Origin of the sequence: Leptospira ognonensis (assembly GCF_004770745.1) — a bacterium.
Classification (GTDB): Bacteria; Spirochaetota; Leptospiria; order Leptospirales; family Leptospiraceae; genus Leptospira_A; species Leptospira_A ognonensis.
Genome location: NZ_RQGD01000014.1, coordinates 172,980 through 194,987, shown reverse-complemented (window position 1 = coordinate 194,987; position 22,008 = coordinate 172,980). Strand labels below are relative to the sequence as shown.

17 protein-coding genes are annotated in these 22,008 nt (G+C 40.3%); 6 read left to right on the top strand and 11 right to left on the bottom strand.

Annotated elements, in window-relative coordinates:
• The first annotated feature begins 30 nt into the window (after positions 1-30).
• Positions 31-903, top strand: coding sequence for an acetylglutamate kinase (gene argB / locus EHQ58_RS04695; protein ID WP_135622640.1), 873 nt, complete (start codon positions 31-33; stop codon positions 901-903).
• Between the two features lie 12 nt (positions 904-915).
• Entirely contained in the window at positions 916-2,661 is a 1,746-nt protein-coding gene (locus EHQ58_RS04690) for a SpoIIE family protein phosphatase (RefSeq protein WP_135622636.1), read from the top strand.
• Between the two features lie 5 nt (positions 2,662-2,666).
• Here the strand turns inward: EHQ58_RS04690 and EHQ58_RS04685 are convergent, their stop codons facing one another.
• Positions 2,667-3,974 (bottom strand): ATP-dependent 6-phosphofructokinase, encoded by a 1,308-nt coding sequence (locus EHQ58_RS04685; RefSeq protein ID WP_135622632.1) that lies wholly within the window; start codon positions 3,972-3,974, stop codon positions 2,667-2,669.
• A gap of 84 nt (positions 3,975-4,058) precedes the next feature.
• Here EHQ58_RS04685 and EHQ58_RS04680 point away from each other — a divergent pair, with 84 nt between their 5' ends.
• A complete protein-coding gene (locus EHQ58_RS04680) occupies positions 4,059-4,895 on the top strand; it encodes a hypothetical protein (RefSeq protein WP_135622627.1) in 837 nt (278 codons plus the stop codon).
• Here the strand turns inward: EHQ58_RS04680 and EHQ58_RS04675 are convergent.
• The 9 genes from EHQ58_RS04675 to EHQ58_RS04635 form a co-directional block, all read right to left on the bottom strand.
• Positions 4,892-5,179, bottom strand: coding sequence for a hypothetical protein (locus EHQ58_RS04675; protein WP_135622624.1), 288 nt, complete (start codon positions 5,177-5,179; stop codon positions 4,892-4,894). The genes EHQ58_RS04680 and EHQ58_RS04675 overlap by 4 nt on opposite strands.
• Before the next feature lie 2 nt (positions 5,180-5,181).
• Positions 5,182-8,904 (bottom strand): methionine synthase, encoded by a 3,723-nt coding sequence (gene metH / locus EHQ58_RS04670; RefSeq protein WP_135622621.1) that lies wholly within the window; start codon positions 8,902-8,904, stop codon positions 5,182-5,184.
• Positions 8,905-8,962: 58 nt separating this feature from the next.
• Positions 8,963-9,262 carry a DUF362 domain-containing protein gene (locus EHQ58_RS04665; RefSeq protein WP_135622616.1) on the bottom strand — a complete coding sequence of 100 codons (300 nt, stop codon included), beginning with the start codon at positions 9,260-9,262 and terminating at the stop codon, positions 8,963-8,965.
• A gap of 10 nt (positions 9,263-9,272) precedes the next feature.
• Positions 9,273-10,592 carry an adenosylhomocysteinase gene (ahcY, locus tag EHQ58_RS04660; RefSeq protein WP_135622611.1) on the bottom strand — a complete coding sequence of 440 codons (1,320 nt, stop codon included), beginning with the start codon at positions 10,590-10,592 and terminating at the stop codon, positions 9,273-9,275.
• Entirely contained in the window at positions 10,576-11,559 is a 984-nt protein-coding gene (locus EHQ58_RS04655) for an ArsR/SmtB family transcription factor (RefSeq protein ID WP_135622607.1), read from the bottom strand. Before EHQ58_RS04655 ends, ahcY begins: the two co-directional genes overlap by 17 nt.
• 54 nt (positions 11,560-11,613) lie before the next feature.
• Entirely contained in the window at positions 11,614-14,154 is a 2,541-nt protein-coding gene (locus EHQ58_RS04650) for a methyl-accepting chemotaxis protein (protein WP_135622602.1), read from the bottom strand.
• Between the two features lie 69 nt (positions 14,155-14,223).
• The gene (locus EHQ58_RS04645; protein WP_135622597.1) at positions 14,224-16,770 is read right to left on the bottom strand and encodes a methyl-accepting chemotaxis protein; all 2,547 of its coding nucleotides are present in this window, start codon (positions 16,768-16,770) and stop codon (positions 14,224-14,226) included.
• A gap of 63 nt (positions 16,771-16,833) precedes the next feature.
• Positions 16,834-17,961, bottom strand: a complete 1,128-nt coding sequence (locus EHQ58_RS04640; RefSeq protein ID WP_135622592.1) for an Lsa36 family surface (lipo)protein — start codon at positions 17,959-17,961, stop codon at positions 16,834-16,836.
• Between the two features lie 54 nt (positions 17,962-18,015).
• On the bottom strand, positions 18,016-18,945 hold the full coding sequence (locus tag EHQ58_RS04635) for a DMT family transporter (RefSeq protein ID WP_246047147.1): 930 nt from the start codon (positions 18,943-18,945) through the stop codon (positions 18,016-18,018).
• 43 nt (positions 18,946-18,988) lie between these two features.
• On the opposite strand from EHQ58_RS04635, the gene EHQ58_RS04630 reads away from it, so the two are divergent.
• On the top strand, positions 18,989-19,276 hold the full coding sequence (locus EHQ58_RS04630) for a hypothetical protein (RefSeq protein WP_135622588.1): 288 nt from the start codon (positions 18,989-18,991) through the stop codon (positions 19,274-19,276).
• 43 nt (positions 19,277-19,319) lie between these two features.
• Here EHQ58_RS04630 and EHQ58_RS04625 read toward each other — a convergent pair whose 3' ends face one another.
• Positions 19,320-19,598: a TIGR04454 family lipoprotein gene (locus EHQ58_RS04625; RefSeq protein ID WP_135622583.1), complete on the bottom strand. Its 279-nt coding sequence runs from the start codon at positions 19,596-19,598 to the stop codon at positions 19,320-19,322.
• 65 nt (positions 19,599-19,663) lie between these two features.
• Between EHQ58_RS04625 and EHQ58_RS04620 the strand changes: the two genes are divergently transcribed.
• On the top strand, positions 19,664-20,005 hold the full coding sequence (locus EHQ58_RS04620) for a VOC family protein (protein WP_135622578.1): 342 nt from the start codon (positions 19,664-19,666) through the stop codon (positions 20,003-20,005).
• A gap of 270 nt (positions 20,006-20,275) precedes the next feature.
• Positions 20,276-22,003, top strand: coding sequence for a M61 family metallopeptidase (locus tag EHQ58_RS04615; RefSeq protein WP_135622574.1), 1,728 nt, complete (start codon positions 20,276-20,278; stop codon positions 22,001-22,003).
• Positions 22,004-22,008 lie beyond the last annotated feature (5 nt).

Here is a 22,008-nt window from a genome sequence, read left to right as displayed (position 1 = left end):
TCTCGTTCCATGTCCTGGAAGAGGCTCTCCATGGAAGAAAAATTGGAAAAAATAAATCACATCTTAGAAGCATTGCCCTATTTGATCAAATATTCAGGCAAGACCATCGTAATTAAATACGGTGGGGCAGCAATGGTTCAAGAAGATTTACGTGCATCCTTCGCTGAGGACATAGTTTTATTAAAATATTTAGGAATCAATCCCGTTGTTGTTCATGGTGGCGGACCGGAGATCAACCAACTCATTAAATCTCTCAATCTAAACACCCAATTCATCCGAGGCCATCGCGTGACAGATGAAGCAACCATGGAGGTCGTTGAGATGGTCCTTACCGGAAAGGTAAACAAACAGATTGTCTCCCTGATCCAAGAAAAAGGTGGAAAAGCTGTTGGATTATCGGGAAAGGATGGGAATCTCGCTTATGCCGAAAAATTCCTGATGGAATTTGAAGATGAATCAGGAAAAGTCCAGTCCCTAGATTTAGGACTCGTGGGTCAGGTAAATGAAGTCAATCCCTCGATACTATTCACTCTACAGGCAGAGGGATTCATTCCCATCATTTCTCCCGTGGCTATGTCAAAAGAGGGGCAGACGTTGAATATCAATGCCGATACGATGGCTGGAGCCATTGCTGCTTCACTCAAAGCAGAAAAGTTAATTTTACTCACGGACACTCCAGGCATACTCATCGATGGAAATCTAGTCACTGGACTCAACAAACAATTAATAGATGGATATATCAAGACCGGCGATATCTCAGGAGGGATGATCCCGAAGGTAGAATGCTGCCTGGATGCACTTGATGGTGGAGTCAAAAGGACACATATAATTGACGGCCGCGTAGCTCATTCGGTTTTAATTGAGGTCTTGACAAACCAAGGAATAGGCAGTCTAATCGAATAATCCACCATTGCTATGCCGACAAAACAACTCACACTTAATCTCATTTCTGACATAACAAGCAGGATCAATTCGACAGAAAACTTGGAAACTCTACTCGGTGAGATCATGGGCATCACTCGAGATGTTTTAGATACCGAGGGTTCATCTTTACTTCTTTATGATAAAGAAAAGGATGTGCTAGTTTTCGATACTACAAGTGGACTCAAAGAAGAATCACTCTCTCAACTAACCGTACCTAGGGGAAAAGGCATAGCGGGGATGGTACTTGAAACTTTGGAACCCGAAATCGTCAACGATGCAGCAAATGATTCTCGTATCTTTAAAGATATAGACAAAAAAGTGGGCTATGTTACTCGAAATTTAATGTGTGTTCCCATGGTGACACAAAATGAAGTTCAAGGTGTACTCGAAGCAGTCAATACACTCGATGGTCGAAGTTTCACAAATACAGATATAAAAATTCTAAAATACCTTTCCAATATGGCAGCCATTGCCGTTAGAAATAGAATCCTCATTGACCAGTTAAATTCTCGTGCCAACGAATTAAACTGCCTCTACCAAATCTCGCAAGCCCTCTCGAACATCCAAAACTCTGAGGAGTTTATGGACCTTGCCGTAAAAACAATATCAGAGATTTTACATGTGGATCGAGTGGCGTTAAAATTTGAAAAACTTGAGGCAAAAGGTCTTCCTCGGTCTAAGTCGAAGGGCTTTTCAGATGTATTCCAAGACGACGAAGTCCAATCTATCCTCTACACCGACAAAGAAGATTGGATGTTTAAAGGATTTAAGGTTGTTTCTGCAAGATCTCCCCAAGGCATTAGTTTGACTCAAAAAGGCATCTTCCAACATAGCTTGATCGTACTCCCGATTCTCAAAAACAAGCAATGGTTAGGGTCTCTTACCGTTTCTGACAAAACTTCACGAACAAAATTTGATGATATGGACATCAAAATCTTACGTACCCTTTCCAACCAAGTTGGGGAAGCCTACACGACACTCCAAGTTAAGATACAAAGTGAGCGACTCAAAAACATCGATCGAGACATGCAGACTGCTGCGATGATCCAGAAGCACTCTCTCCCGATCATCCCGAAACAATACTCCTTATTAGAATTTGATACCTACTACCAAGCCTCACGCGAGATAGGTGGAGATTTCTACGATATGGTAATCCATGGTAAAGATGAGGTGAGTGTCATCATTGCCGACGTTTCCGGGAAAGGGACACCTGCTGCCCTCTTTATGGAAATGTCAAAAACCATCCTTCAACAGGAAGTGGCGAAGTCTTCTTCCACTAAAGAAGCTTTAACAAGAACAAACGAAATCATTCAAGACAAATCAGGATTTTTAATGTTTGTCACAGCTATGCTAGTTCGTATCAACATGACCAAAAAGGAAATCATGTATTCCTCAGCAGGCCACAACCAGCAGCTGATCTACCGCAAAAAACACCATAAAATCCAGCATTTATCTGGCAAGGGACAGCCTATGGGGATCAGCAATTGTGAGTTTTCGGAACACGTTGTTTCATACCAACCAGGGGATCTGATCGTGCTCTATACGGATGGTGTGACAGAGGCAATGAATATGAAAGAGGAACTATTTTCAGAAGAGAGATTAGAATCTGTTGTCCTATCTCATATCAATGACCACCCGGAAGTGATCCGAGCAGCCATCTTAACTAAGGTGGGAGAGTTTATCGGAGAGGCCGAACCTCACGACGACATCTCCCTTTTTATCATCAGGCTAAATTAAAGAAATCACTGAGTCGCCTTCATACTGTTTGGTTGACCAGTGGAGGCAAGTAGCGCTCTCCAAAGGGTACTTTTTTCAGGTCGTAACACTTTTCTTTCCGCTATGGCCAGAGAGATTGGCATGACGGTAAAAACATTATTCCAAATACCGACGACACATCCTGTTTTTCCTGCGAAAGCCGCATGGACTGCATTTTGTGCTAAGAATCCGCAAAAAACAGAATCTTCTGCATTTGCAGGGACAGACCTGATGATATAACTTGGGTCGATGTACTTTAAATTTAATGGTATGTTGTCTTTCTTGAATGACTCAGTGATTTTATCTTTCATAAAGAGACCTATGTCCGCCAACTTCTTGTTACCTGACAGATCTTTTTCCCCTTTATCTTCGAAGTATTTTTGGCCAGCACCTTCTGCGACGATGATCACAGAATGGCCTCTCCTTTTGATTCTCTCTTTTAGAATTTCTAAAAATCCACCCTTCCCTTCCAAATCAAAATCAGATTCTGGGATCAGAACAAAATTAACATTCTTTGAAGCAAGTGCCGCATTCACTGCAATAAAACCAGAATGGCGTCCCATAATTTTTACTAGACCAATCCCATTCGGTGCGCCTTTGGCTTCCTCATGCGCACAATTCACAGCCTCTACCGCCTTACTGAAAGCAGTCGAGAAACCAAATGTTTTTTGAACATAATTGATATCATTGTCTATCGTCTTCGGAATGCCAACGACAGCTATATCTTCTTTTCGCTTTTTGACTTCATCTTGAATGGCTTGGGCACCACGCAATGTCCCATCTCCACCAATACAAAACAACATTTTAACACCATACAAACATAAGGTGTCAACCATATCGGTAGTCGATTGATTCCCACGTGAGGAACCAAGAATGGACCCTCCAAAATTCATAATGTGAGCAACTTTATCGGGAGTTAACTCGACAGGCCTGTGTCCCGATTTTTTTACCATCCCTTCATAACCAAAAGGAAATCCGAGGATTCGCGGAACCTTATAACGATAATGAAGCTCCATAACAAGTGCCCGAATTACGTCATTGATACCAGGACATAAGCCTCCGCAGGTAACGATGGCTGCAGTCACCTCACCCGGAGCAAAATAAATTTTCTCTTTGGGGCCCGCCTGTTCAAAAAATACGGGGTTGTTTTGAACGGTTTTTAAGGCATCTTCTTGGCCTGAAAAGATGGTTTGAAATAGAACCACGGATTTTTCATCGGTCCAATAATCATATCCGGCAGGATTCGGAAAGGTACATTCACCAAACTGTTCAACGAGCGTGTCATTTTCATTCATTCTCGCTTTTTATAGCAAAAAAATAAGAACTGAAAAGCAAATTTCATTGCATTCCTGGGAATTTTAACCGAGAGTCAATCTTAGATGAGAAGAAACCTAGTCATAAGCATCTTACTTTTGCCAAGCTTGGGATTCACGCTCCTCTCTCAAGGGTTGCCCTTCTTCTCGAGTTATTCCATCTCAGATCCGAGGCCGAGTCTTTTCCAAGTGAATGGATTTTCGAATGAATCCCGAGGCCAATATACACTTTCCATACCTTTTCGGTTTCCAGCCGAGTTAGAATTGGGTAGGCCAGCGAATTTGCCGACGGCACCCTCTTCCTATGATCCGCTTGCACAAATTCAGATATTCTCACCTGTGCTTCCATTTGGAGCAAGCCAACCCTATCGTAACCCTGAGGGAACTTTTGATATGACCAGTCGGTCTGCAAATTACAGTGCCCTATCTTATCAACCGAATGTAACCTATATTAGTTATAGACGTGGCGTGAGTTTTGATATGGGACTCAGTTTTGGCCTCTCCCTCAATCAAGGTGGACTTGCCTATTTGGATGTAAGTGAAGCAAGACTTCGAGTTAAATATACACTGAATCGGAATATATTCTCCTTCGTGAAAAATTCTCGTTGGGAATTATTTTTACAACTTTCCGAATTACATAGATTTGATGGTGATAACATCTCTCGTCAGTTCAATACAGCTTTAAAAATTCAGGACCCTGCGAAATCAAATTTTGTGGGGCGCCAAATTTATGTTTCACCAGGGATTAGTATTTCAAGTAGTAATATCGTGCTAGAAGGTATGGTTAAAGTGCCATTAAACGCGAGAGAAGCAAATAAAACTTTGGACGATCTATGGTCGCCTGAAGTGCAAGGGAATTTAGGTCTCAAGTATTTATTTCCAGTGAAGGCAACAGCAAACTAAGACATCATTTTTTTCTTCCAGGCCAAATAAACGTCCTGCTTTAACAGTTTTTCTTTCCCTCGGCCCAGCCTGAGTTTATCTTCTGCCCCAGCAATGATCCACGTAAGTTTCACTTCCTCAACTGGACAATTGACTTCTCCACAACTTGCCTCAAAAACAGTGACATCCATTTCAGGTTTCAGAGTGGTGAGTTCAAGTAGCCATTCAGATAACTTTGGATGGAAAGAAAATCCATCCTGAAGTTTCACCTGCCCTACTTGTTTCCAACCATGATCATGAGACATGACTAAGTAACAGCCGTTACTTTCCGACTCGGATCATAATTGAGGTAAGGAGATAGCCATTTTTCAACTTCTGAGACATCCATCTGCTTTCTTTTTGCATAGGACTGCACTTGGTCATCATTGATCTTTCCAATCGCAAAATACTTTGCTTCTGGATGAGAAAAATAAAAACCACTTACTGAACTCGCAGGCCACATGGCACAACTTTCGGTGAGCTGAATGCCTGCATTCTTCTCAACATCTAACAATTTCCAAAGTTTTTTCTTCTCTGTATGATCGGGACAGGCCGGGTAGCCTGGTGCTGGTCGTATGCCTTGGTATTTTTCGCGAATCAGGTCGTCACTGTTTAATCCCTCGTCTTTACCGAAGCCCCATTCATCTCGCATCCACTTATGCATATACTCGGCAAATGCCTCTGCAAAACGATCAGCGAGTGCTTTCACCATGATGGCATTATAATCATCATTTTTAACTTCATATTCTTTTGCAATTTCATCAACGCCATGGCCAGCAGTTACCGCAAAGAATCCCATATAATCAGCAAGAGCGGAAGATTCTGGTGCAATATAGTCTGCTAAACTTATGTTCGGATGGCCTTTCAATCTGGTGATTTGTTGGCGCAACATCGGATAGAGACCAAGGCTGACTTTTTTAGTTTCATCTGAAAAGATTTCAACATCTTCACCATGACTTACGGCAGGAAACATTCCGACCACTGCCTTTGGTTTGAGTCGCTTGTCTGCGAGCATTACTTTGAGCATATCTTGTGCATCTTTAAAAAGTTTGGTAGCCTCTACTCCAACGACTGGATCTTTTAAGATGTGAGGGTATCTTCCTTTGAGCTCCCATGCGAGAAAAAAGGGAGACCAATCGATAAACGGAACGAGCATATCAAGAGACACATCAGAGATAGTCTTAACACCGATAAAGGAAGGCTTTGGTGGAACATATCCACTCCAATCAATTTTCATCTGATTGGCAATCGCTGCCTCTAAAGGCAGGAGAACCCTTTCGCTTTCTCTTGCATAAAAATCCTCGCGGATCCGCGATTGTTCTTCTCGAATGCCTTTAAGGTATTCATCCTTGCCTGCCGGGTTTAAAACTCCGTTCATGACGTTTACAACTCGGGAAGCATCTAATACGTGTATGACGGGCTGAGAATATTTTTCAGAAATTTTAACTGCTGTGTGCGCAGGAGATGTCGTAGCACCACCGATAAGGAGTGGAATTTTGAACCCTTGTCTCTCCATCTCGCTTGCTACTTGGACCATTTCATCGAGTGAAGGTGTGATGAGACCTGATAAACCTATGGCTTGTACATTTTCCAGTCTCGCTGTCTCAAGGATCTTCTCCGTTGGCACCATGACACCCAAGTCGATCACCTGATAGTTATTACACGCAAGAACAACTCCAACTATATTTTTCCCGATATCATGTACGTCGCCTTTAACAGTCGCAATTAGGAATTTTGCTTGGACAGATTCATCTTTTTGATTTCGTTTTTCTTCTTCCATATAAGGCAATAGATAAGCCACGGCCTTTTTCATAACACGAGCACTCTTGACAACCTGAGGCAAAAACATTTTGCCAGCACCAAACAATTCTCCAACTACTTTCATCCCGTTCATGAGCGGGCCTTCTATTACTTCTAATGGTTTCGAAAATTGTTGTCTTGCTTCTTCTGTATCGACCGTTACGAATTCATCAATACCTTTTACAAGCGCATGTGTGAGTCTTTCTTCGACGGAAAGTCCTCTCCATAAATCGTCCTTTTTTTGAACTTTTGCTTCCCCATGAAAAGTTCCTGCTGCATCTATCAAACGTTCTGTGGCATCTGGCCTTCGATTCAACAAAACATCTTCAATTAATTCTAGTAAATCTTTCGGAATCTGTTCGTATACTTCGAGCATACCTGCATTGACAATTGCCATGTCCATACCAGCCTGAATGGCATGGTATAAAAATGCAGAGTGCATAGCTTCGCGAACAGGATTATTACCTCGAAAGGAGAAGGATATATTGCTCAGTCCACCAGAAACTTTGGCTCCAGGACAGAGCTTTTTGATCTCGCGTGTTGCTTCGATAAAGTCAACGGCATAGTTATTGTGTTCCTCGATACCAGTTGCCACAGTCAGGATGTTCGGGTCAAAGATGATATCTTCCGGATGAAAGTCAATTTTTGAGACAAGTAAATCGTAAGCGCGTTTGCAAATACGAATTTTCTCATCTTTAGTAGCTGCCTGACCTTTTTCATCAAAAGCCATAACGATAACAGCAGCACCAAACAGTTGTACCGTTTTTGCGTGTTTTAAGAAGGTTTCTTCCCCTTCTTTTAATGAAATGGAATTAACGATTGGTTTTCCCTGGATGCACTTTAGACCGGCTTCCAAAACCGACCATTTAGAGGAGTCAATCATGAACGGAACTCGAGCGATCTCAGGCTCACCGGCTATCAAATTTAAAAATTTTGTCATAGAGCCTTCGCCATCAAGCAAAGCCTCATCAAAGTTGATGTCTATGATATTGGCACCAGCTTGTACTTGTTGTAAGGCAACCTGCACTGCTTCCTCAAAATTTCCATCTAGGATCAATTTTTTAAATTTTGGAGATCCAGTTACATTATTACGCTCACCAACATTCACAAATCCTTGTTCCTTCGTTAGATGCAGAGGTTCAAGTCCCGCTAGAGAAGTATACCTAACCTTTTCAGTTAAAGGCCGAGGATTTATATTTTTCACGGCCTCTGCTGCTGCTCGGATATGATCCGGAGTCGTGCCACAGCATCCACCTACAATGTTTAAAAATCCAGACTTGGCAAAGTCTTCCATCCAATCACCAAATTCCTTCGGTGTTTGGTCGTATCCGCCAAAGGCATTCGGAAGACCCGCATTGGGATAACAGGATACATAAGATTCTGCAACCCGAGATAGTTCAGCAATATAAGGTCTCATTTCACCAGCACCTAATGCACAGTTGATGCCAACTGCAAGTGGACGAGCATGACGTATGGATATATAAAATGCTTCTCCTGTTTGCCCAGAAAGAGTACGTCCCGAGGCATCTGTAATTGTAACAGATAAGATTACTGGGATCCGAATTTTTCTCTCTTCAAAAACTTTTTCAATGGCATAGATACATGCTTTTAAATTTAAAGTATCGATATTAGTTTCAGGGAGGAGTAGATCAACTCCACCGTCTATAAGTGCTGTTACTTGCTCATAAAAACTATCTACTAATTGGTCAAATGTCACAGCTCTAAAAGCAGGGTTATTGACATCAGGAGATAAGGATGAAGTTTTAACTGTTGGTCCGATGGAACCTGCAATGAACACATCTTGTTTTCCCGATTTCTCTTTAAATTTTTTGACCGCATTTTTCGCGCAAGTTACCGCCGCCAAATTCAAATCACGGACAGCGGATTCCATTTTATAATCTGCCTGAGAAATCGAATTGGAACTAAAAGTATTTGTTTCAATGATGTCTGCACCGGACTCGAGGTATTCTAAATGCACACTCTCGATAATATCTGGCCTCGTGATCGCCAACATATCATTATTGCCTTTGACTGATAATGTCCAATCTTTAAATCGTTCCCCGCGGAAATCTGCTTCTTGCAGGGAATGCCTTTGGATCATTGTGCCCATGGCACCGTCAAGGATGAGTATCTTCTTCTGTAGTAAATCTACGAGGGTTTTTGCTTCCGGGTTTGTATATTCGAATTTCATAATTTTATAATTTCAGTAAAATAAACATGCAGGAGTATTTCATCCTGCATTTAAAAACCTATTTGCTGGTATCAGCACATTTTGGCCCTTTTAAGGGGGGCTTTGTATTTACAATGATTGGGAATTTAGAAGCTTCTTTCGCATTGAGTGCGATTGAATCTTTAAATTTCTCAGGTACATCATAATCTGGAAAAATCGCATCGATTGGGCATTCATATTGACATGCATTACAATCGATACAAGTATCAGGATCGATGTACAAGGTATCCGCAGCTTCATGGAATGCCTCTACAGGACAAACCGCAGCACAGCTAGTATACTTGCAATCGACACAAATTTCTGTTACTACATAAGCCATTATCTACTCCTTAGTAACGGTAATGCTCAGGCTTAAATGGACCTTCTACTGGAACTGCGATGTACTCCGCTTGTTTAGGAGTGAGTTTTGTAAGTCTCACACCTAACTGTTCTAGGTGAAGAGCTGCCACTTTCTCATCAAGTCTCTTAGGTAAACGATATACACCGATCTCATATTTGTTATTCCAAAGTTCCATTTGCGCAAGAACTTGGTTTGTAAAAGATGCAGACATCACGAATGATGGGTGTCCAGTTGCACAACCTAAGTTTACAAGTCTGCCTTCGGCAAGAACGATGATGGACTTTCCATTAGGGAAAGTATATTTATCAACTTGTGGTTTGATTTCTTTTTTGATTACACCCTTTTCAGAATTAAGACGTGACATTTGGATTTCAGTATCAAAGTGTCCAATGTTGCAAAGGATGGAACCATCTTTCATGCTTTTCATGTGTTCAAGTGAGATGATGTCATCATTTCCAGTAGCTGTCACTATGATGTCAGCGTTTTCAATGATATCTTCTACGCGAAGAACTTGGTAACCTTCCATCGCAGCTTGTAAAGCACAGATAGGATCGATCTCTGTTACCACGACTCTTGCACCAAAGTTACGAAGCGATGCAGCAGAACCTTTTCCAACATCACCAAAACCACAAACGAGTGCTACCTTTCCAGCTAGCATAACATCTGTTGCTCTTTTGATACCGTCTGCCAATGATTCACGACATCCATAAAGATTGTCAAATTTTGATTTAGTAACGGAATCGTTTACGTTGATTGCAGGGATTTTAAGTTCACCTGTACTCAATTTCTTATGTAAACCGATAACACCTGTAGTCGTTTCTTCTGAAACACCTTTTATTTCTTTCAAAAGGTCTGGGTGTTTTTCATGTACATAGTGAGTGAGATCATGACCGTCATCAAGGATCATGTTTGGACCTTTACCTCCATCAAAGTAAAGAGTCTGCTCTATACACCACCAGTATTCTTCTTCACTTTCACCTTTCCATGCAAATACCGGGATTCCCGCTTTTGCAATTGCAGCCGCTGCGTGATCTTGTGTTGAAAAGATATTGCATGAAGACCATCTGATTTCAGCACCTAACTCAATCAATGTTTCGATGAGTACAGCTGTTTGAATTGTCATGTGCAAAGAACCTGCGATTCTTGCGCCTTTCAATGGCTTTGTTTTTCCAAATTCTGATCGAAGTGCCATTAGACCTGGCATTTCTTTTTCGGCCAAAATAATTTCCTCTCTACCCCATTCGGCAAGTGAGATGTCTCTTACTTTGTATGGAAGGTTTTCCGTTCTCGTGCTAGTTGCTGTGGACATAAAGTCCTCCTTTTTTCTTTGCTTTAATTGTTAAAATTTTAAAAATAGAGTCCGTTTGAATTTCGCTTATTGATTCCAAAATAAATCCAGCATTTGTAAGCCACGACTCTAAGAGTTCTGGCTCAAAACCTAACCAAAGATCTGCGAAATTATCTCTCATCATCTCTTGGTTATGTTTTACTAAGTCAACCAAGCAGAAGATTCCGTCGGTTTTTAAAACGCGTGCCACCTCTTCGATGACAGCGGGTGGATGTGATATATGATGCAAGACCATACTTCCAACAACTGCTTCGGATGAGTTGTCAGGCAGAGGCAATGATTCCAATTGAGCTGTAAAAAGTTTTACACTTTCATTGTTCCCGAAAGCAGCTTTTGCCGCCTCAATCATTTTGGGAGAAGAATCGACGCCAAGCACTCGTTTGGCTTTTGGGAGGAGGTATGGGATGAGACCTCCTGGGCCGCATCCGAGGTCTATGATTTCGTGCAATTGGTTTGGAAGGTTTTCTAAAATCCAAGATCTATAAACCTTAGGATGTAAAATTTCTTCTTGGAGAGACTCCCAGTCACCTGCAATGCGGTCAAAAAATCCTTTCGACTTCCTTTCTCGATTTTCTAAAATGATACTCACTTGTTTTTGGTCTCTCTCTCGCTCTGGTAGGTCTTCTTTATAGGAGAGGATTAGATTCGTTAGTTCAGTGCAAAACGGAACCAGTGATTCTGGCAAATAGGAGTAAACGAGGGAACCCTCTCGGCGTGTTTGGATGAGTCCCGCTTCCGTTAGAATTTTTAAGTGTCTGGAGATGCGAGATTGGCCCATTTCCAAAATTTCCACGACCTCGTTCACGGAAAAAGCGCCAAAACTCAATATATGCAGGATTCTCACTCGGGTTTCATCAGAAACAGCTTTCAGGGAAGAAAGTAGACGTTTCGAAGTAAAACCGGCGATTTTTTGCTCTGTTGTTGCCATAAGCGAGATATCTAGATATCAAGAATTCTTGATATCTAGATATGGCAAGCCATTTTATGCCCTCAATTGGAAGAAATTGATTTTTTTACGCAAGTTTTCGGATAGATTTGCGATCCCAGTGGAGGAAGCCGTCATTTCCTCGACTCCGGCTGCGTTCGTTTGCGTCAGATCGTTGATACTGAAGATGGCCTGAGCCACTTCCCCAATGGCCTGTTTCTGCTCTTCCATAGACATCCGGATCATTTGGGAGATCTCATTTACACTTTCTACTTCACTCACCACGCTTGCATTCCGACTCAATTGGTGTTTTGTGCTCTGTTGGATGGATTCTGTAACCTTTTGGAAGGAAGCGACTCCTTGGATGATATTTTGAATCAGATTGATGGTAGAGCCAATGATCGTCGTTCCTTTGGAAATTTCCGCATCATTGGCCTCTATGAGTTCGCTGATATCTTTGATGGAACTTGCCGTTTTGATCGCAAGTTTTCCGATCTCATCGGCAACAACAGCAAAACCTCGCCCATAACTGCCTGCACGTGCTGCTTCAATCGCTGCATTTAACGCAAGCAAGTTGATTTGTTCTGAAATATTATTGATGATTTCAATCACACTGCCTATTTGTTCTGAACTCTCTCCTATTTTTGAGATAGAATTTTGCATTTGGTCAAGAGACAACTGTCCCTTTTTTGCCTCATCGGTTATCTTAGTAAACTCTATGGTCGCCTTAGTAACTTCGCTACCTGTCAGTTGAATCTCATTTGTAAGCTCATTCATCTGCTGCTTTAAATAATCTACTTTTTTGAACTGAGATTCAGCTTGCGAATCAACGGACTGAACGGCTGCAGAAATTTCCTCGATAGAGGCAGAGATTTCTTCAGCGGATGCTGCTTGCGTTTGTGAGTTTATCGAAAGACTTCCGAGCGAGGCTGACATTTGTTCTGCGGCCGCTGCCATTTCATCTGATATAGCCTGATTCACGGAAACGACCTCAGAAACTTGTAATAAAGTTTTATTCAGTCCCTTAGCTAATTTTCCAAATTCATCTGATGAAACCAAACTGGCATTCTGTGTTAAATTTCCGATACCCATATTTTGCAGAATGCTTTCAATGCCTTGGATTGGTTTAAATTTAATATAAAAGACAAAAAATGTTGCAAGAGCAATCAAGAAGGCACCGCTAAGACTAAGTAGGACAAGACCATCGAGTGAATCATAACACTCTTTTTCAATTTCAGCTAAATCGATTGTCGAATAAAATTGGTATCCATATTTTGAGCTCGTTTTTTTCCTTAACAAAAATTTGGAGCCTTCCCAATTATTTACAAATGCTTTGGTATCGCCCGCTTCCTCTGAGAGAGTCTCGAATTCAGTATCCTTAAATTTTACTAACAAATACTTAGGATTTGGATGCCAGACCATTTGCGAATCTCGGTCTAAGATGAAAGAGTAACCTGTATTTCCAATTTTAATGTTCTTCAGCAGATCCTGAATCGCATCATCCATACGCATCGGAAGACCGAGTATACCTACGACCTTTCCATTCGCTTTGATTGGCGCACTGACCATGATTACCAGTTTTTTTGTGATGGGTGAATTCTCTACTTTCCCAAAATGGATTTTTCCTTCCAGCGCGTGAGAAATGTTTTCCTTAATATTTGGATTCGTACCAAGTTTATATCCAATCCCTGTACCATCTGGTAGACCCGTTGCCAGCACCGCATAACCATCTTCCACAGAGGCTACAATACTATTTTCTAAATAAAGCGAAGGGTTATCATAGACCTTTCTTAAAATAGGAGTAAGAGCGGTGTAATTTTTTTTCACCATTGCTTCTTGGATCTGAGGGAGCTCTGCAATTTCGTTCAGCTTTGATTCAATGTTTGCAAGAAGTACATTCATCGACGCCTCATTGCTAAGATTAAAATTGTAGAGCTGATTCGAATATGCCTTCTCAAGAGAATTGGAATTGATTTTGTATGAGATCATTAAATAAACATCGCTCATGATAATGATCATAAGAGATATCATCACGGGAATCGAAATGCTAAGGCGACGATAAAATGGCTTTTTGTTGTCCTCAAGCTCTCGGTCGAAGGCACCTTGCTGCAAAAGGAAAGAAGAAGTCCCTTCAATAAATAAAAATGACAAGATAACATTTAACAAAGCCGCAAAGATAAACGTATTCTCCAGATAAAAGGATTGAGACTTTGTGGTTTGTGCATGCATCTCAAAAGGTATGAGGACTATGAGTGCCCCACATATCCATTGTAAGATACCGATGAGAGCAAGCCAGATTGGCATTTTGGAAACTCGGTTCCAAATCTTATGGTAAAACTCCTCCGAAATCTCAATCCCAGATTCAAGATCATTCAAATACTTTTCTACATCATTCAGGAGTCTAGGGAAAAGTATGATGGGAAAAATTTGAACAGCGACTGCAGCGCATACTAAGCTATAGATAAAAACACGTAATTGGTCGCCTTCGGGGGAGACCAAAGTATACATCAGCAAGGCGCCGAGAGGAACGACCACACCCATAGAAAAACCGACCGAACCACCGATCACTTTTCTCTTATATTTTTTAAATAAACTCATATTCGTTGACCTAACGGTCAATCTAGTAAGCTAGATTTGCATTGGCAAACATTTATCCCTTGGTCGAAGCTAAGACTGTTTCAATTGAAAGAAATTAATCTTCCGCTTGAGAGTATCGGCCAGATTGGCAATCCCACTCGAAGAAGCTGTCATCTCTTCGAGACCCGCAGCTGTCGACTGAGTCAAATCGTTAATATTAAAAATGGCCTGGGAAACTTCTCCAATGGCATTCTTTTGCTCTTCCATCGAAACTTTGATCGCCTGACTGATTTGATTCACTTTTTCCACTTCTTCAGTGACCTGAACATTGATCTTTGCTTGTTCCATAGTATTCTTTTCAATCGACTGTGTTAGTTGTTGAAAAGAGCTCACACCGGTAATGATCGTTGTAATGAGTGAAATTGTCGTTTCGATCGTTTGTGTTCCGTTGCTAATTTCTAATTCATTTGCCTGTATCAATTCATCGATGTCCTTAATTGATTGTGCTGTTTTATCCGCGAGCTTTCCAATTTCATCGGCCACGACCGCAAATCCACGTCCATAAACTCCTGCCCTAGCTGCCTCGATGGCGGCATTTAATGCGAGTAAGTTAATTTGTTCGGAGATACTATTTATGATCTCAATCACATTGCCAATTTCAGCCGAGCTATTGCTAATCTTTGAAATACTATTTCGCATCGAATCCAGTGAAGCTTGACCCGTTCTTGCCTCATTAGTAATTTGTGTGACATTCAGTGCCGCATTTCCAACCTGTTTTCCTGTGGTTGCTATGATGTCCGAAAGTCGATCCATTTGTATTTTTAAAAAATCAACTTTCTTAAACTGTTCCTCGGCTTGCGAGTCAACACTTTGAATGGCAGCTGAAATTTGTTCAATGGACGCAGATATCTCTTCCGCTGCGGCAGCTTGTGTTTGTGCATTGGCAGAAAGACTATTTAAGGAAACGGACATCTCTTCTGCCGAAGAAGCGAGATCCTCAGAAGCAGATTGGTTCGCACCAACTACATCGGCGATTTGGTCGATGGTGTTATTCAGTCCAAGTTGCATACGTCCGAATTCATCTACGCTATCGACATTTGCTTTTTGAGTTAAATCTCCTGACTGGATTAAGTCAAGAATGCGGTCAATGGAATCAAGACCTTTCAATCGAGAACGCAAAACTAAAATGACAACCAAATTGATAAAGATGGAACTCATAAATGCAATGATGCTTAAATTGATAAGTGCAACTATTGCCTGTTTTTCTACGTCTTCCACTCCGATAGTTGTGACAAAATAATATTGGTATTTGGAATTGTATTTCGAGAGCATCGCTTTCTGTTTGCCCTCCCACATGTAGAAGATTATTTGTTCGTCATTGTGTTTATACATTTCTTCCGCAATAGGAGTTTTTGAGAAATCGTATCTTTCATATTGAGGGTTTGGATGCCAAATGGAAACCAAGTTTTTATCTAAAATGAATGCATAGCCGCTATCACCTAACTTCAATTCTCCGACTGATTTTTTTATGAAATTCCCTACCCGGAACGGGAAGCCAACCATTGCTATTATCTTTCCACTTTCAGATTTTACAGGCATGGTTAGAAGTATAACAGAAGTCTTGGTGATCGGAGACTGAAAAACAGAGCTAAAATGTAAATTGCCCGCTAAGGATTGTTTCAAATTTTCTTTTGCATCTTCCGATTCTTGGATTGGATAGCCGACACTTGCGTTCTCTGGCAATCCTGAGGCTTCGATTTTGTATGGCGCTTCCATGGAAGCGACAAATACATTTTCGAAAAAGGACCCTCTTTCTGCAAATAATGCCTGTAATATTGGCGTAAGCTCATTCCATTTCTTTTGTTCAATTAACTTCTGATGAAGGGGATTTTTTACAAAATCCCGAATGGCATTTTCTTTTTCTGAATAAAAATCGGAGACATGAACGGAATTATTTAAATTTAAATTATAGAGTTGGTTTTTATAACTCAAATCGATTGCCGACTTCATTGAATTGAAACTAACAAGAACCAGGGCGATCAATAATAATTGTAATAATGCAGATATTAGCAATGGAAGGTTGACCTTCATGCTTTGGTACTCTAAAGATTGAAATTCGATTTCACCTTGAAGTTCAAAAAATCCATCTTTAAAGAGTCCGTTGATTAAGTAGGCGGAGGTAACAAAAGAAACAAGAATACTGATAATAGCGACAAACAAAACGATTCCGATTAAATTTACAATTTGGCTTTTGCTCGTTTCGTTAATGAGTAGGAAAGGGATAACGACAATGATAATAGAAACAAGCCATCTCATCGAATTGATGAAAAAAACTCGTTTCGGAAGGCCTACAGCGCGGTTTCTTGCAAAGAGGAATTCCTCAGTAGGAATCTTGACTCTCTCTTCAAATTTTCCTAGATAGATTCTTAGGGGCCTTAATTGCGAAAGAATGAATAGTTGTAGGATCTGAGAAACGACAATCGAGACAATGCTTCCAATTAGCATTGCTTTGAATTGAATCGCAGAAGGATCAATAAAAATGAAGACGAAAATAAAAGCGAATGGGACGAGAAAAATTAAATTTATTACTTCAGTAAGGAGAAAATATTTTCTAGAAAATTTTCGATAAGAATTCATGATCCCATAATCTATAATCTATGAGAAACGAAAAGGGATTTTTATGAAATCCCTAACTTTCGATCAGAGAGAAAACTTTACACCAAGATTGGCAGAGTAAAGATCCTTTCCTCCGTACAATCCCTCTAATATCACTTTGATGACATAGATATCAAGTTCCAGTCCTGCGATTCCATATCCCATGTTGCGCTTAATTTTTGCATTTCCGTTCAGGTCCAATCCCAACGTTCCCGATGGACTTACGGCAAGCAAGGCTGGATCGATTTGAGATTGGTACTCGCGCGGGATTTCGATCGTGCTCGCTCCATTTGCTTGGATGAGGAGTGGACCAGATCGCGAGAGAGAAATCTGACTGTCCCCTGAATTCCAGCTATATCCGCCGCCAACGATCAGATTGGCAATCCAAAACATGCCAATTCCAGTACGAATATCTACGTTGGTGGTTCGCACCTTTGTATGGTAGAGAAAGTTTGTATCTCCTCCCCATTTTGCAGTCACTCCATTGGAGACAATGCTTGCTGCTTTTCCCTCTAGGTACTTAAAATTAAAATCTTCTTCCATCACGTGATGGCCTGCACCCACGTTGATTCCATTCCAAGTAAAGAGGTTCATCAAAAAACCTTCCTTTTCCATAACTTGGTATCGGATCATTCCTCCATAACTTTTGGCAGTGATCCTACCTTCATAATTCTTGTTATTCGATAACCCTTGGAGTTGCTTATTGGAAACAACCATATCCATTCCGTGAAGAAAAATGCCGAAACGACTCATCCAATGACGGCTATCAAAGCCGAGAATCCAACCAGGATTAAAATCAACATTTACGTTAGGGATCACAGACCCACCAACGTTTGGAAGTTTTGGAAGCTTTAGGCCAGGCTCTTCGATGATAATATCATCTTTTTTAAATCCGGCGGCAGAAATATTGCCACCTATCTGAATCTTTCTGACGGTTCCCGTTCCCACATTCGAAGTTCCAATGTTTGCAAGAAATCCAGCTTCCGTGTTTGTTTTTAATACCTCATTTAGATACTCTGTTTGAAGGCGTGTATAGGAGGAATTTAAAGTACTTGTGATGCTTGACGGGAGGTAAGAGCAAGCTTGCCCAGTACAAGTAAACTGAGCATACAATCCGTTGTTTGAGACCATCATGGTTCCGAATAGAATTAGGAAGCCTAAAGTCTTTTTCATAATCACTCCTTTCATTATCTAAAGAATTCAACAAATGAAAGAAGAAAATCTTTCTTAAGTCGCAATTTGCTTCGGTTTTTTTTGATTTCCAATGAGAAAGACACCAGAGAGAACAAAAACTGTGCCAATTATATGGAAAAATGTAATTGTTTCGCCCAAAAACCAATAGGCAAGGAACAAAGTTGACATAGGTCCTACAGACCCGATGATCGCCGCGGCCTTCGAACCGACTCTCTCGATTCCTTCCGAGACGAAAATAGCAGGAAGAACTGTATTTACTGTGCCCATAAAAAAAGCCAAAATATAAAATTCGAAAGGTTGTATCAGTTCTTCATACCGACCGAAAAGAGCAAAATGTAAGAAAACGACGAGTGAGGAAATAGCAAGAGCATAGGCCGTGTATCGTTTGGCACCTAACCTAGGAATCATCTTCCCGCTCCCCATCAAATAGATAGCATACGTTAGGGCAGATAATAGAATAAAGAATGCGCCAAGTGTGACATCTTTTGTCTCGCCTACTTTTAAGTCTTGGCTATAGGCGATTCCGACTCCCGTATAAGTAAGGAGGAGAGAAAAAATCTCCTTAAAATGAATTTTCGTTTTTAAGAAAAAGAAAGAGAGTACTACAACAAGAGTGGGATAAACAAATAGGATGATACGCTCAAGTCCTGCAGTGATGTATTGAAGACCGACAAAATCAAAAAGACTTGCTAAATAGTAACCCACGATTCCCATACTGATCACGGAAATCCATTCCTTTCGCTCAATTCGAGTCGCCCCTTCTTTCTTCTCTTCTCTATAAGCAATCCAAACTAAAAATGGAAACGCAAATAACATACGAAAGAATAGAGAGGTTACGGCTCCTAAAGGAAACTGGTAAGTCAGTTTTACAACGACGGCTTTTGCCGAGAATAAAATCGCACCAATAAGAACTAAGATAGCACCATTCATCTCTCGCGTCGGAAGCTTGAATTTTTCTATCATTACTCCATTTTGAAAATCAGACTTCTCACCGATACTAAATTAGATGCAACTCCTTCGGACTTATAACATATTATTCTTTTTTTGTGTGCTTTTTGCTGTTAATATTGAATCAAAAGAAGAAGAAATCTCCAAACCCTTGTTACGCGTATGGCCAGCATTCAGGCCAGAAGAATGTGAGGATTGGGCCATCATGCCATTTATCTGCAAACGTTGTCTATGGGAGGGGAAACAATATGCACAAAGGATATTCTTTTTCGAATCAGGACCGTACCGTGAGCATGGTTGTTATTTGGAACCTGAAGGATTCATATCCATTTCGGAGAGAAAGTGACCTCAGAGATTTGCTCCTGAGGCCATGGTTGTTCAAATAGGTTCTATTTTTTTACGCAACCCATAATGCCAGTCAAACCAGGTGCATTTTTCAAACAGTTAGGGTCAAATTTACCTTCCATACACTGTTCAACCATTTTCGTTTTTCCTTGTTGGAGGCCAGCAAGAAGTGGTGCCGCTTGCGGATTCTTTTTAGCTTCTTCTTCAATCGCTACAAATGCAGATGTTAATGCTGCATCACATTCTTCTTGCGTATAAACTTTTGATTTACAGTTTGCGAAAGCCAAGCTTAAAAAGAGCGCAAATACGAGTGTTTTTTTCATGAAAAACTCCGAGGGTTTTATTTCTTGATACTATTCAAGGATGAAAGTGTTTTGAAAAGTAAAAAATGATACACCATATTGCGATCGGAACCCCGAATGTTCGAAAACTAGCTGATTTTTACCTGAAATTGCCGCATGCCGAAAAGTTGAAGGAATGGCTGGAGGCAGACGGCACTCTTCGATCGATTTGGATCCAGTTCTCAGAAACGATCTTGATGATAGAAATTGGCGAAAAAATGGCACCACGTGCTCTCGTATTTGGTTTTGAGGTCGATGATGAAAAAAAATGGAACATCTTATTAGAAACGATTCCACTATCACATAAAACAGAATTTACGAAATATTTCTTAGATCCCGATGGGAACCAATTGGGCCTCAGTTCCTATCCAGAAACATTGCCAGAATGAGGAGAAATCTTTCCAAGCGACTGCCTATAGCCTGAAAGAGACCAACTTTCAGAACTTGGAAAGACTGTGACTGGTCGGTTTTGCAACGATGCTTGAGGCAGTTATTGCCCAGCCACCTCGCGGGTCAAAAATCTTGTGTTGTAACAACTACTATCCAAATGGACCACCTCCTTTGCTCATACCTTAGCTAGCTCTTTTCTCATACTAAGGCAGGTGAGTGTCAAGAAAACATTTGGCAAAAAACTGAAAAAACAGGATGCTCAGATAAATATGAAATCTGCTAATTATACTTATTTAGTAAAAATTTTTGATGCCTATCAGCACTATTTCGAAGTCCAACTGGAAATTCAATCTAACAAGCAAGAGGTGATCTTAAATTTACCGGCATGGACTCCTGGTTCTTATATGATTAGAGATTACTCAACACATTTGCATCAATTTTCAGCTATAGATAAAATGACTGGGAGAAGCTTAATATATGAACAGACAGGTCTACATACCTGGAAAGTCACAACTGAATCGAATCTAACAGTAATTCGATATCTCATTTATGCTTTTGAAGATTACACTGTGAGAACGAACTATTTGGTTTCAGATTTTGGCTTTATCAACTCTGCAGGCCTTTTCCTGTATGAAGAGGGAAATATAAATGAACCAGTGATTATCAAAATGGATACCTCAAATTACTTTTCAAATATTTTTACTCCGCTGAAACGCTTAGAAGAGGAAAATCAATATTTTGCAAATGATTTTGACGAACTTTACGACTCACCGATTCATTTATCCAATCAGAATTCTATTTTTTTTGAAGCCGAAGGATGTGAGCATGAGCTATTCATAGAAGGAAATATTTCATTTCCATTTAAAGAAAAATTAGCAGCAGATCTAAAGATAATCACAGAAAAGCAAATCCAACTGATGGGAGGTTCCCCAAATAAATACTACTTGTTTATCTTAAATCTTTCGCAGCCTGCTTACGGAGGCTTAGAACATAAAGCATGCAGTGTAAACTATTTTAGTCCCGAACAGGTCACCGATGAGGATGAATATAAAAAATTATTGGAACTACTTTCACATGAATACTTTCATTTATGGAATGTTAAACGAATACGTCCCATTGCACTAGGACCTTTTGACTATCAAGTTCCAAACTTGACGCGAGAGCTCTGGATTGCCGAAGGAGCAACGAGTTTTTATGATATATATTTTCTTTATACTACGAATTTCCTGACAAAAGAAGAGTTCATCAGTAGATTGCAGAGCGATATATTCTCCATGGAGGAGACTGATTCGGAAACTTGGATGAGTCTCGAAGACTCATCTTTTACGGCTTGGAATAAATACTATAAACGAAATGGGAATAGTCATAATACTTCTGTTTCTTATTATACAAAGGGAGGTGTTTTGGTTCTGGCGATGATCTTGTTTTTATTAAGGGAAACAGAAAATCGAGTTACTTTTCTAGATATTTTAAAATCTCTATACCAAAAATTCCATGTGGAAAAACAAAGGGGATTTACCAAACTTGAATTTTTTGATACGGCAAAACAAATTTCGGGAATTGATCTGAAGTTAGAATTTGAGAGATACTTAGTTTCTCCGATAAAGTTTCCCATTGATCATTATTTAAGCTTCATTGGTTTAACTCGAATAGAAACCGATTTAATTGCAGATATCGGATTTCGGGTAAAGGAAAAAAATGGAAATTTGTTTGTGGGGAAGTTAATTGGACAGATACATTCGCCATCAGTAGATATCCAATTAGAAGATGAAATATTAGCGATTAACGGCAAAAGAATGAGCAAACTCAATTTTGATCGAACTGAAAAACAACTCAGGCCGAAAGAGAGAGTTCATATCCTACTTTCGAGATTTGGACAAACCAAGGAAGTAATGCTCGAAACTGGAACGACTTACAAAACAAAAAAATTCGTGTTATCAACTGATATTGCACCCGAAATTAAAAGGGTGCAGGAAAATTTTTTTTTACAGAAGTAAGATAA